14 protein-coding genes are annotated in these 16,614 nt (G+C 52.0%); 7 read left to right on the forward strand and 7 right to left on the reverse strand.

Going from position 1 to position 16,614, the window contains the following annotated elements; translation table 11 throughout:
* Positions 1-146 precede the first annotated feature (146 nt).
* Positions 147-1,349: a nucleoside permease NupC gene (gene nupC / locus OGV52_RS21320; RefSeq protein ID WP_016153912.1), complete on the reverse strand. Its 1,203-nt coding sequence runs from the start codon at positions 1,347-1,349 to the stop codon at positions 147-149.
* 273 nt (positions 1,350-1,622) lie between these two features.
* Between nupC and OGV52_RS23600 the strand changes: the two genes are divergently transcribed.
* The 3 genes from OGV52_RS23600 to OGV52_RS21330 all read left to right on the forward strand — a co-directional run bounded on the left by OGV52_RS23600 (position 1,623) and on the right by OGV52_RS21330 (position 4,563).
* A complete protein-coding gene (locus OGV52_RS23600) occupies positions 1,623-1,697 on the forward strand; it encodes a hypothetical protein (RefSeq protein WP_422651152.1) in 75 nt (24 codons plus the stop codon).
* A complete protein-coding gene (locus tag OGV52_RS21325; RefSeq protein WP_016153911.1) occupies positions 1,694-2,932 on the forward strand; it encodes an Nramp family divalent metal transporter in 1,239 nt (412 codons plus the stop codon). Before OGV52_RS23600 ends, OGV52_RS21325 begins: the two co-directional genes overlap by 4 nt.
* An 83-nt stretch (positions 2,933-3,015) precedes the next feature.
* The gene (locus tag OGV52_RS21330) at positions 3,016-4,563 is read left to right on the forward strand and encodes a BglG family transcription antiterminator (RefSeq protein WP_287109118.1); all 1,548 of its coding nucleotides are present in this window, start codon (positions 3,016-3,018) and stop codon (positions 4,561-4,563) included.
* Here OGV52_RS21330 and OGV52_RS21335 read toward each other — a convergent pair.
* From OGV52_RS21335 to mgrA, 5 genes are all read right to left on the reverse strand, one after another.
* Positions 4,556-5,767, reverse strand: coding sequence for an N-acetylglucosamine-6-phosphate deacetylase (locus tag OGV52_RS21335; RefSeq protein WP_141875470.1), 1,212 nt, complete (start codon positions 5,765-5,767; stop codon positions 4,556-4,558). The genes OGV52_RS21330 and OGV52_RS21335 overlap by 8 nt on opposite strands.
* On the reverse strand, positions 5,760-7,112 hold the full coding sequence (locus OGV52_RS21340; protein ID WP_279263872.1) for a class-II fumarase/aspartase family protein: 1,353 nt from the start codon (positions 7,110-7,112) through the stop codon (positions 5,760-5,762). The genes OGV52_RS21335 and OGV52_RS21340 overlap by 8 nt, the downstream gene beginning before the upstream one ends.
* A 16-nt stretch (positions 7,113-7,128) precedes the next feature.
* Complete coding sequence (locus tag OGV52_RS21345; protein WP_287109120.1) at positions 7,129-8,688, reverse strand: PTS transporter subunit EIIC; 1,560 nt, start codon at positions 8,686-8,688, stop codon at positions 7,129-7,131.
* A 402-nt stretch (positions 8,689-9,090) separates the two neighbouring features.
* Positions 9,091-9,420 carry a DUF2502 domain-containing protein YpeC gene (gene ypeC, locus OGV52_RS21350; RefSeq protein WP_016153906.1) on the reverse strand — a complete coding sequence of 110 codons (330 nt, stop codon included), beginning with the start codon at positions 9,418-9,420 and terminating at the stop codon, positions 9,091-9,093.
* A gap of 128 nt (positions 9,421-9,548) precedes the next feature.
* A complete protein-coding gene (gene mgrA / locus OGV52_RS21355) occupies positions 9,549-10,547 on the reverse strand; it encodes an L-glyceraldehyde 3-phosphate reductase (RefSeq protein ID WP_016153905.1) in 999 nt (332 codons plus the stop codon).
* 182 nt (positions 10,548-10,729) lie between these two features.
* Here mgrA and OGV52_RS21360 point away from each other — a divergent pair, with 182 nt between their 5' ends.
* Positions 10,730-12,382 carry an alpha-keto acid decarboxylase family protein gene (locus OGV52_RS21360; protein WP_287109121.1) on the forward strand — a complete coding sequence of 551 codons (1,653 nt, stop codon included), beginning with the start codon at positions 10,730-10,732 and terminating at the stop codon, positions 12,380-12,382.
* Here the strand turns inward: OGV52_RS21360 and OGV52_RS21365 are convergent, their stop codons facing one another.
* The gene (locus OGV52_RS21365) at positions 12,383-13,618 is read right to left on the reverse strand and encodes an ion channel protein (protein WP_259687135.1); all 1,236 of its coding nucleotides are present in this window, start codon (positions 13,616-13,618) and stop codon (positions 12,383-12,385) included.
* Positions 13,619-13,822: 204 nt separating this feature from the next.
* Here OGV52_RS21365 and glk point away from each other — a divergent pair, with 204 nt between their 5' ends.
* The 3 genes from glk to OGV52_RS21380 all read left to right on the forward strand — a co-directional run bounded on the left by glk (position 13,823) and on the right by OGV52_RS21380 (position 16,604).
* Complete coding sequence (glk, locus tag OGV52_RS21370; RefSeq protein ID WP_016153902.1) at positions 13,823-14,788, forward strand: glucokinase; 966 nt, start codon at positions 13,823-13,825, stop codon at positions 14,786-14,788.
* Between the two features lie 221 nt (positions 14,789-15,009).
* Positions 15,010-15,336, forward strand: a complete 327-nt coding sequence (locus OGV52_RS21375; protein ID WP_003028254.1) for a PTS fructose transporter subunit IIB — start codon at positions 15,010-15,012, stop codon at positions 15,334-15,336.
* 20 nt (positions 15,337-15,356) lie between these two features.
* Complete coding sequence (locus OGV52_RS21380) at positions 15,357-16,604, forward strand: PTS fructose transporter subunit IIC (protein ID WP_047499810.1); 1,248 nt, start codon at positions 15,357-15,359, stop codon at positions 16,602-16,604.
* Positions 16,605-16,614: the final 10 nt, after the last annotated feature.

Below are 16,614 nucleotides of genomic sequence, written 5' to 3' on the forward strand. Positions count from 1 at the left end.
AACCCTCGCTGAAAAGCGGGGGTTTTTTGTTTCTGCATCCTGCCAGTTCTTACTCTTTAGCTCTTCGGTTTGCTGAATCGCAGGCATAAAAAAACCGGGGAGAATATGAATCTCCCCGGTCTTATCACTGCGACGTTGTCTTACGCTTACAGCACCAGTGCGGCGATAGATGCGGACAGTACGCTCACCAGCGTAGAGCCGTACACCAGCTTCAGACCAAAGCGAGAAACCACGTTACCTTGCTCTTCGTTCAGGCCTTTAATCGCACCAGCGATAATACCGATGGAAGAGAAGTTAGCGAAGGAAACCAGGAACACGGACAGGATGCCTTCTGCGCGCGGGGAGAGCGTAGCGGCGATTTTCTGCAGATCCATCATCGCAACGAATTCGTTGGAAACCAGTTTAGTTGCCATGATACTGCCTACCTGCAGCGCTTCGCTGGACGGCACACCCATTACCCATGCAACCGGGTAGAAGATGTAACCCAGGATGCCCTGGAAGGAGATGCTGTAGCCAAACCAACCGGTCACGGTGGCGAACAGGGCGTTCAGGGCAGCGATCAGTGCGATGAAACCAATCAGCATCGCCGCAACGATAATTGCCACTTTGAAACCAGCCAGAATGTATTCACCCAGCATTTCGAAGAAACTCTGGCCTTCGTGCAGGTTAGACATCTGGATATTTTCTTCGCTGGCATCAACGCGGTAAGGGTTGATCAGCGACAGCACGATAAAGGTGCTGAACATGTTCAGAACCAGCGCCGCAACCACGTACTTCGGCTCAAGCATGGTCATGTACGCGCCGACGATAGACATGGAAACGGTCGACATTGCCGTTGCAGCCATGGTGTACATACGGTTGCGAGACATTTTGCCGAGAATATCTTTATAGGCGATAAAGTTCTCGGACTGACCCAGGATCAGAGAGCTGACGGCGTTGAAGGATTCCAGTTTGCCCATACCGTTTACTTTGGATAACAGGAAACCAATCGCGCGGATGATTACCGGCAGTACGCGGATATGCTGCAAAATACCAATCAGGGCGGAGATGAAGACGATCGGGCAAAGCACTTTCAGGAAGAAGAATGCCAGACCTTTATCGTTCATGCTACCGAAGACAAAGTTAGTCCCTTCATTAGCAAACCCGAGCAGTTTCTCAAACATCTCGGAGAAGCCTCTCACGAAGCCCAGACCGACATCAGAGTTCAGGAAGAACCATGCCAGTAACACTTCGATAACAAGCAATTGAATAACATAACGAATGCGGATTTTTTTACGGTCACTGCTTACCAGCAGTGCGAGTACCGCAACCACGGCAAGGGCCAGGACAAAATGAAGAACGCGGTCCATATTTGCTCCAAATATGAGGCAGGTTTAGTTTTCGTGCACATTCTATGTAACAACCATAAAGAAAACGAGATCAAACACACACTATAATAAGGACCTGTGACGAGATTCAAAATTAGTGATCGGTGATACACTTCCGTTATGTTTAGTATGGAAGTGAAAAGTTATGTCATTGTGCTATTCTCATAACAATAATTAAACATCTCGCCGGTATTTCCAGAATCCTTATCGATCCATAGACAAACGCTATCAGAGAAATCAACGTCACCCATTAAAATGAATTTGATAATCATTCTCAGTAGGCGTAGCTTGAAATATAGCAAAGGCTATGTTTCTGAGGCACTAAAATGACTAACGATCGCGTTGAGAGTAGCAGTGGGCGGGCAGCGCGCAAGTTGAAGCTCGCATTAATGGGACCTGCGTTCATTGCGGCGATCGGCTATATCGATCCGGGTAACTTCGCCACCAATATCCAGGCAGGGGCCAGCTTTGGTTATCAATTGCTGTGGGTGGTGGTCTGGGCAAACCTGATGGCGATGTTGATTCAGGTGCTGTCGGCAAAACTCGGCATTGCTACGGGGAAAAACCTGGCGGAGCAAATTCGCGATCATTATCCTCGCCCGGTGGTGTGGTTCTACTGGGTGCAGGCAGAAATTATCGCTATGGCAACAGACCTTGCTGAGTTTATTGGCGCTGCGATTGGCTTCAAACTGATCCTCGGCGTTTCCTTATTGCAAGGGGCCGTACTCACCGGTATCGCGACGTTCTTAATTCTGATGCTGCAGCGTCGCGGTCAAAAACCGCTGGAAAAGGTGATTGGCGGCCTGCTGCTGTTTGTGGCCGCGGCTTACATTGTGGAGCTGGTTTTTTCCCAACCGAACTTTGCGCAGCTTAGTAAGGGAATGGTGATCCCAAGCCTGCCTAATTCCGAAGCGGTGTTCCTGGCCGCTGGGGTACTCGGTGCGACTATCATGCCGCACGTCATTTATCTGCACTCTTCCTTAACTCAGCATTTGCACGGCGGAACACGCCAACAGCGCTATGCGGCCACTAAATGGGATGTGGCTATCGCCATGACGATTGCCGGATTTGTCAATCTGGCGATGATGGCGACGGCTGCCGCTGCATTTCATTTTAGCGGGCATACCGGTATTGCCGATCTCGATCAGGCGTATCTGACACTTGAACCGTTGTTGAGTCACGCTGCAGCGACGGTGTTTGGTTTAAGCCTGGTGGCTGCGGGACTCTCTTCTACCGTGGTCGGTACGCTGGCGGGGCAGGTGGTGATGCAAGGGTTTATCCGTTTTCACATTCCGCTATGGGTACGCCGTACCGTCACCATGATGCCATCATTTATTGTGATTCTGATGGGATTGGATCCGACCCGTATTCTGGTGATGAGTCAGGTGTTGCTCAGTTTTGGTATCGCGCTGGCGCTGGTGCCGCTGCTGATCTTCACCAGCGACAGTAAGCTGATGGGGGATCTGGTCAATCGTCGTTGCGTTAAACAGATTGGCTGGGTCATTGTGATACTGGTCGTGGCGCTCAATCTCTGGCTACTGGCAGGCACGGCGATGGGGCTATAATCAACCGTGACTCGCGACGGGTCACGGTTTTAATTGAGCTTTTCCTCTATTATGTGCCCTGCATAATTAACTGGCAGGCGTTCATGAATCACTTTGATCTCTCTTTCCTGAAATATCTCCAGGACAACAGTCCGCTCCCCGTTGAAGAGGCTGTCGAGCGTTTCGGTAAAACGCTCTCCACGCTAAAACGGACAATGAAAGAGCTCAATGAACTTCTGCCAGAGAATGTCCAGCTACATCAGGATAATCAGTTTATTACCACCCGGATTGGCTACAGCGAATACCGACAGTTTTTAGCGCGCGTCCAGTTTAATCGCTATATCACTACGGCAGAAGAGAGGGTGAAGGATCTCTTTGTGGCGCTCTGTTTGCACGATGTGGTGAATAAAAATGATTATTACAAAAAATTTTATGTCAGTGCGGGAACGGTAAAAAATGATAATCCCGTCATGATGAGCCTGGTGCAGGAACGCGATCTGATTGTGCAAAGTATCCCGCGTAAGGGCTCCCGGCTTGCGGGGGATGAGTTCCAGCTGCGGCTGGCGGCGTGCATGACGATACTAAAAACGGTCGAAATTGGTGAGGATCACCGACTTATCGCCCACCAGGCCAATGAGCCGACAGGCCGTTCAATTGCCGAACAGTTTCTTCATGAGTGTGCTGCAGAGATAAACCAGGCGGCAGACTATTACGAAGATAAAATCAGTCCGGTCATCGCCCTGGGATATAACGGCAGAAAATACTTACTGGTCTATCTTAGCCTTGCCCTGCACCGTATCCACAGGGGACACAGAATTACGGAGAGTTCGGCGGCTGAGTTTTTGACGACCTTTCCTTATGGCGTATTGCCTGATGCGGATGAAAATATCTGTCTGGATCTGCTGATTGCTTCACTGACGTTTACTCATCGCCCCTTCACATTATACGACGCCCGGCTGGTCTCTTACGTTAAGCGCACCTGTCACGCTTTAGCCGGATGTCTGGAGAACACCATTCACAATCAGCACGCCTGGTTTGCGGAGATTTATAATTTTATCTATGCCGCCATCATCCAGAATAAATTTCATCTCTGGTTCGATGATAAAAAGCTCCATGATGTCCAGCGACGCTATCCTGAGCTATGGGATCATGTCCAGTATGCGGTGAAAGAGATTGAACATCACTGGCAAACGACCTTTTCTGCTATTCACCTGGCAACGCTGGTGCTGATTATCAAAAAGTATGCGCTCAAAAATCGGGTTGTTGGCGATAAGAAAAAGCGGGTCATTATTGTGACGAACTCGTCAGAGAGTAAGGTCGGCTATTTTAAAGAGATGCTTTTCTCCCGCTTCCATATTGAAATCCCCGCCTGCATCAACATCAATGAGATTGCGCGGCTTCAGCAGCTCGAATTCGACCTGCTGATTACCTTTACAAACAAGATATCGAGTCATCTCCGCTACGCCGGGCTGGATTATGTCAAAGTGAATTTCTGGCTCACGCAGGACGATCTCCTGTTATTACGCGAAAATGGACTTCCCTCCGCGCGCAAAAAAATACCTGCTGAGGACTTTATTCAGCAGGTTCAGGGAATGAGCCAGGAGGCGTTAAAAATTTTTCTTGATACGCATTACAGTGATATTTTTATTTAGCCAGAGGTTGCGAAACGCCGCGACACCAGACGGCTTCCAGGTTTAACTCTGCACCCAACACGAGAATATCGGCATCTTTTCCTGACGTCAGGCTGCCTTTTCTCGCGTCAACACCCGCCAGGATTGCCGGATTAAGGCAGGCAATCTGCGCGGCTGAAACCCAGCCTTTTTCCAGCCTGTCGACCACATTTTTCACGGAGTCCAGAAAGCTCATCTCCAGTTTGCACACTTCGGACCACTCCGTGGGTGAAACCGTTCGGGTCTTTCCGCTGTGGTCGGTGATTTCAAGACAATGATTGTGAATGCGAAACGTCTCCTGGCGCAGGTAATGGTGGAATTCAGATCCTTCGGGAAAATCCACATATCCCAGACAATCGCTGACCATGACCAACCGGCGATCTTTTTTCAACCGATAGAGAATGTCGAACACTTCTGGTCGCAACGTAATCCCGCTCTGCTTTGCCACCTCGGCATACGTATTCTGATGGTACATCAGCGCCCCCACCACGCCAGGCTCCCGGTGATGCAGCCCGCGCATGGCGCTAAAGGCATGGGTAAAGTGGGTTAAACCGGCTTCAATGGCGAGGGTGGTTTCATCAAAGGTGGCGTCGGTATGACCGGCTGACACGGTGACGCCTGACTGGCGTAAATAGCGGATTAGCGCCAGGGAGCCCGGCAGTTCGGGGGCGAGCGTCATCAGACGGATATTTCCCCTCGCGGCGTGCTGATAGCGTTTGAATCCTTCGATACCGGGTGGTTGAATCGCGTCCTTGCTCTGCATTCCGCTGTATGCAGGATTAATAAAGGGGCCTTCCATATGAATACCCACCGCTTCGGCACCATCTTCCGCTTTTGCGTCTGCAATCCAGTCTGCGGCGGTGGAAAGACTCTCCAGCAAGAACGTTTCCGACTGGGTGGCTGATGTTGCAAGCCACGCGGTAACCCCGGCGTTAACCAGATCCCGGCTCATCGCCTGCAAAGAACGGCGTTCACCTCTCCAGGCAAACGACCCTCTCCCCCAGCCGTGAACGTGAATATCCACAAAACCGGGCATCAGCATGGCATGGCGATAATCGACGATTTTTCCGCGTGGCGTACTGTCGAGGCCAGAAATACGTCCGCTTTCAATATGCAGATAGCCGCTTTCGATTCCATTCGGGGTGACAATGCGTTCACTTGCCAGAGAAAGCAGGGGATCAGCCATTGTCTTTCTCCCATACGCGAGCGGCCGTTTCCTCGGCGATTTCTGCGCAAAGGCCGATGTAGTGAGCAGGATCCAGCAGCGTATTAATTTCTGAGTCGCTAAAGTGCTGGCGAATAAGAGGGTCATCACGCAGCACATCAGCGTAGGGGATGCCTTCATGCGTGCTGCGCATTGCCAGTTGGTAGACGCGTTCATGTGCGGCATCTTTGCCCAGCCTTTCCACCAGCTGCATCATGATTTTTTCGCTATTAATAAGACCATGCGTTAACTGCACATTCTGGCGCATACGCCCAGGATTGATGACCAGCGTTCGCGTCAACTCTTCGGCTCGCATCACAATCTCAGCCATTAGCTCCATACTCTCCTGGATATTACCGTCAAAGATAAAGTAAGCGGAGCTGTCTGCTTCGAAGGGACGTGGGCTGACATACAGGCAGGAGGTCATTACTGAGTACAATTTCTGCGCGTTGGCGATGATCCCCTTCGCCAGTTTAGGATTCACTTTTTGCGGCATGGTGCTGCTGCCAACGGTGCCTTTAGAAAAGGCTTCTGAAACTTCGGCAAACTCTTCGCTTGAGGTCTGATAAACCTCTTCGGCTATTTTGTGTAACGTCGTCGCCAGCAGGCACAAATTACTGATGTATTCAGTGCGGTAAATGCGCGAGTTACGGGAGGGAATCGCCATTGAATGCATTCCCAGCTTTTGGGCAACGCTATCCTGAACCTGGCGGCCGGTTTCACCGGTCGCGTGGAAGGCGCCCACGGCTCCCCCCATCATCACGGTAAAGACGCGTTTTTCCGCTTCCCGCATGCGCTGCTGGGCGCTCAGTAACTCATCAATCCACACGGCGGCTTTATAGCCCCAGGTGATGGGCAGCGCGTGCTTACCGTGGGTACGTCCGGCCATAATCGTTGCTTTATGGTCAGATGCCATCTTTGCCAGGTTACGCAGAATATCGTCCACAAAACCCTGCATGATGGTATCGAACTGCTTTGCCAGATAAAGCTGTGCTGTTTGCTGAATATTCTGCGTGGTGACGCCGTAATGCACGTATTTTCCGCTTTCACTGTCACAGGCTTTGACCAGCACTTTGATGACCGGAACGAAACCGTGACCAATCTCGCGCAGCAGGCGTTCCATTTCCGTCAGGTCAATCTTATCCACGTGGCAGTTAGCGGTAATATTGACTGCGGCGCTGGCGGGGATCATGCCGTGTCCGGCCTGTGCCTGAGCCAGGGCGGCTTCAACATCGAGCCATGACTGTACCCGCGCTGGCTGTGCGAGCAGAGATTTCATTCCTCGATCGTCGATCGTTTTGCTTTTTGAATCATACAGTGCACGCATTACTATCTCCTTGAATTTATTTCGCACCGACGAGGCGGTCGTCTACCGCGTTACGGACAAATTCTACGTGTGGGCCGAATACCACATGAACATGGTTGCTGGAGGGGATAAAGGTTCCCAGCGAGCCAGATTCTTTAAGAATGGCCATGTCCATTTTTTTCTGATCTTTCAAATCAATACGTAACCGTGAAACGCAGTTTTCAACGCGCTTGATATTGTCTGTCCCGCCCAGCCCCTGAATCACCAGTTCGGCGACTTTGTCGTACTCTTTATTGTTCAGTAAGGTGCTGTCAGCGATTTCACTCTCGCGGCCTGGGGTCTTAATATCAAATTTACCGATCGCAAAGCGGAAGACGAAATAGAAGACAACAAAGTTAATCACGCCGAGGATAATTAAATTAATCCATTGGGTGTGTTCATACATCAAACCGAAAATACCAAAATCAAAAATGGTGCCGCGAATATAGCCGATGGAGACTTCCAGTAATTGCAGTGGAATGGTCAATAAGCCACAGAGTACCGCATAGACAATAAAGAGTTTTGGCGCGATAAACAGGAAGGAGAACTCCAGCGGTTCGGTAATATTCCCCAGCATGGCGGTCAGCACCACGGTCAGGATCATCCCTTTGGCAAATTTCTTATTCTTGAAATAGGCCATGTGGTACATCGCCAGACCAATCGCCGGAACGCGGAACAGCGTCGTGAGCATTTGTGATGAGGCAAGATAGCTGGTGAGCGTCGGCATATACTCTTTCCATGCCGGATGGGTGGGACCAAGCTCAAACAGGATTTTATTGATAGCGGGTAAAATACCGACATAGGTCTGCCCGTCAATCAGGTACGTACCGCCTGCCGCGGTGAAACGCACGGTGGAACTGAGGACGTGGTGCAGGCCAAACGGGATTAGCAGGCGATTGAGCGTCATATAAATACCTGCACCAATGTTGGGTGCCATCATTATTGTTGATATGGCGCGCATACCTGCGGTAAACAGATCCCAGATAAAAGGAATGATCAAGCCGACGGGAATGGAAAAAGCAATGGCTAAGATCGCGACGGATTTTTTACCGCTGAAAAAGGCGAAAACGAGAGGTAATTGCAGCCGGTAAAAACGGTCGGTTATTTTAGCTGCCAGCAGCCCGGCAATAATACCGCCCAGCGCTTCGATTTTCAGCGTCTGAATACCTAATACCATTCCCTGTCCGACGAAAGCCATATCCTCTTTCGCCAGCGTACCCGCCAGCTTAAGATGCACATGCATAGCGATAAGCAGAGTCAGGTAAGCCACGACGGACGCAAATACAGCAATCCCTTTTTCTTTTTTAGACATACCGTAGGCGACACCCATCGCGAACAGTAAAGGAATATTATTAAAAACGACGCTGCTGATTAATCCCAGAGAAGAGAGAATTGCTCTGAAAATTTCATTGCCCAGAAAGGGGAGTTTATCAATCATATAGCTCTGCCCTAACGCAGCGCTAATTCCCATGACCATCCCCACAGGCGCCAGTACGGCGATCGGTAATAATAGCGATCGACCGAATGTCTGAATTTCATTCTTAAAATTAGCATTCATAAGTTAATCCTGACGTGAATTCTCTTGAGGATAAGATACGTTCAGGAGATTTTTGCTCAAGGGCAAATAGTGAAAAATAAAAAGCGCAGGATTTGACCATAAAAAAGCAGCCTGCAGGCTAATGCTGGTCACTTAAGGATTGATTAGCCGCAAAGGTATTTTTTATTAAAGCGAAACGGATTGAACTGAAAGTCAGCGTACTGAAGCGATCCGAAGGAAGACGACATAAGGCGAATGGATCACGAAGTGACGATTTTTCCTACCGGAAGCCTGGGTGGCAAGGGAGACGGTGAGCCTCCCTTGCCCGTTACGGGAATGAGGGTTTCAGAGAAACAATGAACATACGGTGAACGGAACCTTTTGACATTGTTAAAAATTATCTGTTACCACAGGTTCCTTTTCTTAATGACGATGCCCGTGACCGCCGCGCCCACGACCGCGATGGTCGTCACGGTCATTCCAGCCTTCTCGGTAGCCGCGTTCATAAGCTTTGCGTTTATCCCAGCCACGATGGTAGCCGTTGTCATGACGCCACCAGCGGTTTTTGCGCCACTCATAGTTATGGTGCCAGTAATCCCGGTCGCGCCAGCGGCCGCCATCCCAGTAGTTACCGTAATTATCGCGATCGCCAATTTGCAATTTTATTGATGGCAGCAGGGTGATTTCGCCAGCGTTCGCGGCCAGCGGTGTAAAAGCCATTAAGACTGCCGCCAGAATCAGTGACCTGAACATGTTTTCTCTCCTTCACGATCGAGCCGTAGCCGGCCTGTTAACGTAATATTACGGGGCAGTAAAGCCCCGTTTCATCGCCACAACTCTTAAATCGCAAGTGAGAGCACTTTTTGTTAATAAATGTGTCTTTATTTCAACCGACTCAGAATGGCATCAATCTCCGCGCACTCTTCAGGCGTAAAGTGACGGTTTGCCAGCATGCCGACGGCATCTTCAATTTGCGCCGGTTTACTGGCGCCAATCAGCACAGACGTAACTTTGTCTTCCCGAAGAACCCACGCGAGCGCCATCTGAGACAGCTTTTGTCCCCGTCGCTCTGCCAGTGCGTTCAGCGCTCGAACTTTTTCCAGTTTTTGTGGGGTGATCTGGTCCGGATTCAGAAAACGGCTGGTGCTTGCGGCGCGAGAATCCGCAGGAATACCGTTCAGATAGCGGTCGGTTAACTGCCCGCCAGCCAGCGGTGAGAAGGCGATACTACCGACGCCTTTTTCCTGTAAAAGCGACAGCAGGCTCTCTTCGACCCAACGCTCAAACATAGAATATTTGGGCTGATGAATAAGGCATGGCGTACCTAAATCGTCGAGTATTTCAATCGCTTGTCTGGCAAGTTCAGCCGGATAGTTAGAGAGGCCTACGTACAGCGCTTTGCCCTGACGGACGATATGATCCAGTGCGCGCATGGTTTCTCTGAGCGGTGTTTCAGGGTCGGGGCGATGGTGGTAGAAGATATCGACATACTCCAGCCCCAGACGCTTCAGGCTTTGATCGAGGCTGGCAATCAGGTATTTGCGTGAACCCCAGTCCCCGTAAGGGCCTTCCCACATGGTGTAACCCGCTTTGGTGGAGATGATCAGCTCATCTCGCCACGGTAAAAAATCTTCCTGCAGGATGCGACCAAAATTTCGCTCCGCTGAACCCGGCGGTGGACCATAGTTATTCGCCAGATCAAAATGGGTGATCCCCAGATCGAATGCACGCTGTAACAGCGCCCGACTGTTCTCGACCTGCGTGGTATCACCAAAATTGTGCCACAACCCCAGTGATACAATCGGGAGCTTGAGGCCGCTCTGACCGCAGCGGCGGTACTCCATTGTCTGATAACGATTTTCAGCAGCCTGATAAGCCATATAGCCTCCTGTCAGATAAGGTGTGACTTTGAGTGTATACGTTTACACAAGGCCAGCTGCAATTAAATTTAGGGATGAAAACTGTACATCTTGCTTTCCACCCCCTTCACAGCGACTTTCCTGGACAGTCATCACAGTTCTTCGATACTCAACATGAGGTTACCGTCAGAAGGAAAGCTGTCATGCAAACCCCGTATTCCGTTGCTGATTATCTGCTGGACAGGCTGGCAGGCTGTGGTGTTGGCCATCTCTTTGGTGTGCCTGGCGATTATAATTTGCAGTTTCTTGATCACGTGATTGAACATCCCAGCGTACGTTGGGTCGGGTGTGCGAACGAGTTGAATGCGGCTTATGCTGCGGATGGCTATGCCCGGGTATCCGGGGTGGGGGCGCTGCTCACCACGTTTGGCGTGGGTGAGTTAAGCGCGATTAACGGTATCGCGGGAAGCTATGCGGAATATGTTCCTGTTTTGCATATTGTTGGCGCGCCCTGTCGCGGTGCCCAACGTCGTGGGGAGTTGATGCATCACACCCTTGGGGACGGTGATTTTCAGCATTTTTATCGTATGCAGCAGGCGGTGACGACGGCCAGCGCAGTGCTGGATGAACAAAACGCCTGTTATGAAATTGACCGCGTGCTGCGAACAATGCTCATCGAACGCAGACCGGGCTATCTGATGTTACCTGCTGATGTGGCAAAACAGCGGACCACGCCGCCGAATGACATCCTGATTGTTCCTCTGAGCGAGCCAGAAAGCAGCGTGGCAGAAGCGTTTCGCTTCCATGCCCGCGAGCGGTTACTGGACAGCCCGCGCGTAGCGCTTCTGGCAGACGTTCTCGCGCAGCGCTTTGGCCTGCAGCCGGTATTGCAACGCTGGATGGCGGAAACGCCGATGGCCCACGCCACGTTGTTGATGGGCAAAGGACTATTCGATGAGCGTCATCCGGCGTTTGTCGGCACCTACAGCGCTGGAGCCAGCAGCGACTATGTACGTCAGGCGATAGAAGATGCCGACACGATAGTGTGTGTTGGCACACAATTTGTTGACACTTTGACCGCCGGGTTTACGCAACAGTTACCACAGGAGCGCACGATTGAGGTGCAGCCACATGCCTCACGGATTGGAAACCGTTGGTTTAACGTCCCGATGGAGCAGGCGGTAACCACCTTGCGGGAGCTGTGTCTGGAGATGTCCTTTTCACTGCCACCAGAACGCCCGCCAGTTAGACGTATTCAGGTTGAGAAGGGACCTCTGACGCAGGAAAATTTCTGGCATACGGTGCAGCAGTATCTGGCGCCCAATGACATTATCCTCGTCGACCAGGGGACCGCTGCATTTGGCGCGGCTGCGCTCACGCTACCCGGTGGAGCGGAGGTGCTGGTTCAGCCGCTGTGGGGGTCTATCGGCTACGCGCTCCCGGCTGCATTTGGCGCGCAAACCGCCTGCCCGGACCGCCGGGTGATCCTGATTATTGGCGATGGTGCGGCGCAGCTCACCATTCAGGAACTGGGCTCTATGCTCAGAGACGGGCAATCTCCCGTAATTTTGCTGCTAAATAATGACGGCTATACCGTGGAGCGGGCCATACATGGCGCAAATCAGCGCTATAACGATATCGCCGCCTGGAACTGGACGCAGGTGCCTCAGGCGTTTCGTCGTGAATGTCAGGCGGAGTGCTGGCGTGTGGAGCAGGCGGTACAACTAGAAGAAGTGCTGGCCCGTTTGTCCTATCCGCAACGATTGTCGTTAATTGAGGTGGTACTACCGAAAGCCGATCTTCCTGAGCTATTGCGCACGGTGACCCGTGCGCTGGAAACGCGTAACGGAGGCTAACTACTTATCGGTACGCTCGGCGATCATCATCGGTTTGCCCGCCAGCAGCAGCCAGGCGGGCAGCATGACGATGCACAGCAGCGGCAGCAGGGTGGAATCTGGCACCACCACTGCTGCCATAAACAGGCTCAGCCAGGCGTCACGGGTGACGACCAGCACCAGTCCAAGAATCGCGCAGGAGACGGTAATGGCCGCTGGCACCGCTTCAACGTGGGCGTGCAGCATCAGGCCAAGCGCGACCCCAACGAATACTGCCGGGAAAATTCGCCCGCCGCGAAAACCACTCGCAGCTGCAACCACTAATGCCGCCAATTTGATCACGGCGAGCATGAAATAATCCGATGCTCCCAGCGTCTGGCTAAATGCCATTTGCTGCATTTCGTCCAGTCCTTTAAACAAGGTAAGCGGTCCGCCGAAAACGCCTAAAATGCCGAGGATTAAGCCGCCAGCCCCAAGAATCAGGACTGGGTGTTTCAATCGATGCATTAAATGGTGTAAACGTGGCAGACACCAGACAGCCACCATCCCGGCGGCAATGGCGATGGCGGCAACGACCGCACCGCTGAGGATATCGATCACGTGCATCTGCGTGTAGTGCGCGATGGGCAGTGAAAAATGGGGGTGAAAAAACAGACTGGTGGTCAGCGAGCCCGCGGCGGCGGCCATTAACGGTGCAAACAGGCGATCCCATAAGGGAACATTGTCCGAGCTATTCAGCGTTTGTGAAAAGACCAGCGCGGCGGCAACGGGGGTGCCAAATAGCGCGCCGATGGTGCCGGCAGAGGCGAGGATGGTCCAGTCCAGCTTAGCAATGCGGGGAAACATACGGCTGCCGAGCGCCACAGCCAGTGCGATATTTACGGTCATGATCGGGTGTTCCGGACCCAAACTGACGCCACCCGCCAGGCCGAGGATGAGCGCTGCCAGCAAGCCCGGAATTGCTGAGGTGGGGACCGGCATTCCAATTAACGGCTCACAGGCAGGATCCGGTCCCGCGTGACCCTGGCTGTAGCGAATAACTAACCCGACCATGATCCCCGTGAGCGTCAGCATGCCGATAATCCACAGCGGAGAGTCCTGGGCAATACCGATGCTAACGGGCAGGCGTTCCCACAAAAATTGCTGTAAAACGGACGCCACTTTCATCACAACGATCAACACCAGGCTGGAGGCAATACCAATAATTAGCGCAGGAGTTGATAGCAAGAGCATCGTTCTGGCTCGTGGATGAAGCATATTCTATTCCTTAAAACAGAGTCATAGACATAGTTTGCACAGCCTGCGCAACCGCATCGCTGCAAATGGTGCTGAAACGATAAAGTAATTATGTGATCTGGATCGATTTTCCACGGGCATCAGCCTTCAGGGCGTTGTTGTTATGCCCCCATGAATTTACAGTGTGGCAAAGATTTATTCTGACTTTAGCGGAGCAGTGGAAGAATGACAAAATATGCTTTAGTAGGTGATGTTGGCGGCACCAACGCGCGTCTTGCTCTGTGCGACATTGCCAGCGGCGAGATTTCGCAGGCAAAAACCTATTCCGGGCTGGATTACCCAAGCCTCGAGGCGGTTGTACGCGTATACCTGGATGAGCATAGCGTCAGCGTTGAGGATGGTTGTATTGCCATTGCCTGTCCGATAACCGGTGACTGGGTGGCAATGACCAACCATACCTGGGCATTCTCTATTGCTGAGATGAAAAAAAATCTGGGCTTCAGCCATCTGGAAATCATCAATGATTTCACCGCCGTGTCGATGGCGATCCCGATGCTGAAGAAAGAGCATTTGATCCAGTTTGGCGGTGCGGAGCCTGTTGAAGGCAAGCCGATTGCTGTCTATGGCGCAGGTACCGGACTCGGCGTGGCGCATTTGGTGCATGTAGATAAACGCTGGGTGAGCTTGCCTGGTGAAGGCGGTCACGTGGATTTTGCGCCTAACAGCGAAGAAGAAGGGATTATCCTTGAGGTCCTGCGTGCGGAAATTGGTCACGTTTCCGCAGAGCGCGTACTGTCAGGTCCGGGGCTGGTTAATCTGTATCGCGCCATCGTCAAATCAGACGGGCGCCTGCCGGAAAATCTGCAGCCGAAGGATATCACCGGGCGTGCGCTGGCTGATTCCTGTATCGACTGTCGTCGCGCGCTGTCGCTGTTCTGCGTCATCATGGGGCGATTTGGCGGCGATCTGGCGTTAACGCTGGGCACGTTTGGCGGTGTGTACATCGCTGGCGGCATCGTACCGCGCTTCCTCGACTTCTTTAAAGCTTCGGGTTTCCGTGGTGGTTTTGAAGATAAGGGGCGTTTTAAAGCCTACGTACAGGATATTCCGGTATATCTGATCGTGCATGATAACCCGGGCCTGCTTGGTTCCGGTGCGCATCTGCGCCAGACGCTGGGCCATATTTTGTAAGACCAATGCCGGATGGTGCACAGCGCTTATCCGGCTTACATATATCCCGCAAAACCGTGTTTATTACGCGGTTTTTTTATGCCTACCGCCCGCCTTTCCGACCTTCGTCACATTTCCGAATGGCGGGATTATTTGTCCAGTAAAAGCATTATTTGTCTGATAACGGTCGTTACTTTCCCCGGACCATAATTTCACTCGTTAACTATTACGAGGAAATGATTATGAGCAAAAAACTGATTGCCGTTTGCGCGTGCCCAATGGGGCTGGCCCATACCTTTATGGCGGCTCAGGCGCTGGAAGAAGCCGCGGTTGAAGCGGGTTATGAAGTGAAAATTGAAACCCAGGGTGCGGACGGAATTCAAAATCGCCTGACGGCGCAGGATATCGCAGAGGCAACATTGATCATCCATTCTGTTGCCGTTACTCCGGAAGATAACGAGCGTTTTGAGTCGCGTGACGTCTACGAAATTACGTTACAGGACGCGATAAAAAATGCAGCCGGCATCATCAAAGAGATCGAAGAGATGGTTGCCGCTGAACAACAATAATCATCGACAGGGAATTACGTATGGCCATTAAAAAACGCAGTGCAACCGTTGTGCCTGGCGCATCTGGTGCGGCAGCGGCAATAAAAAATCCACCGGCCTCCCACAATAGCTTCTGGGGCGAACTTCCGCAGCATGTGATGTCGGGTATTTCGCGCATGGTACCGACGTTAATTATGGGCGGGGTAATTCTCGCCTTCTCGCAACTGATCGCCTATAGCTGGCTCGATATACCTGCTGACACCGGCATCATGGATGCGCTGAACAGCGGAAAATTCAGCGGTTTTAATCTCTCATTACTGAAGTTTGCCTGGCTGTCGCAATCTTTTGGCGGTGTGTTGTTTGGTTTTGCTATTCCGATGTTTGCCGCGTTTGTCGCCAACTCTATCGGCGGTAAGCTGGCGTTTCCGGCGGGGTTCATTGGTGGACTGATGTCCACTCAGCCCACACAGATACTGAATTTTGACCCAGCGACGCTGCAATGGGCAACCAGTGCCCCCGTCCCGTCAACCTTTATTGGCGCGCTGATTATCTCGATTGTCGCCGGGTATCTGGTGAAGTGGATGAACCAAAAAATCCAGTTGCCTGATTTCCTGCTGGCATTCAAAACCACCTTTTTACTGCCCATTCTTTCCGCGATCTTCGTCATGTTGGCGATGTATTACGTGATAACGCCGTTTGGCGGGTGGATCAACGGCGGAATTCGTTCACTGCTGACGGCGGCTGGAGAGAAAGGCACGCTGATGTACGCGATGGGGATTTCTGCGGCAACGGCGATTGACCTCGGCGGTCCGATTAATAAAGCCGCAGGATTTGTCGCCTTCAGCTTTACTACCGATCACGTTCTGCCGGTAACCGCACGCTCTATTGCCATCGTGATTCCTCCAATTGGCCTCGGGTTGGCTACGCTTCTCGATCGGCGCTTAACTGGCAAACGCCTGTTCAGCGCACAGCTCTACCCGCAAGGGAAAACGGCAATGTTCCTCGCATTTATGGGCATCAGCGAAGGGGCAATCCCGTTTGCGCTGGAAAGCCCCATCACGGCAATTCCATCCTATATGGTTGGCGCTATTGTCGGATCGACGGCTGCCGTCTGGCTGGGGGCGGTGCAGTGGTTCCCGGAATCGGCTATCTGGGCATGGCCGCTGGTCACTAACCTCGGCGTCTATATGGCGGGGATCCTGTTAGGTGCGGTGATTACGGCGCTGATGGTGGTGTTCCTGCGCAACATGATGTACCGCAAAGGCAAATTGCTGATTGAAAGCCTCTGATTAAAAGGAT

It is taken from the genome of Citrobacter sp. Cb041, from assembly GCF_030336655.1.
GTDB classification, from domain to species: Bacteria; Pseudomonadota; Gammaproteobacteria; order Enterobacterales; family Enterobacteriaceae; genus Citrobacter; species Citrobacter braakii.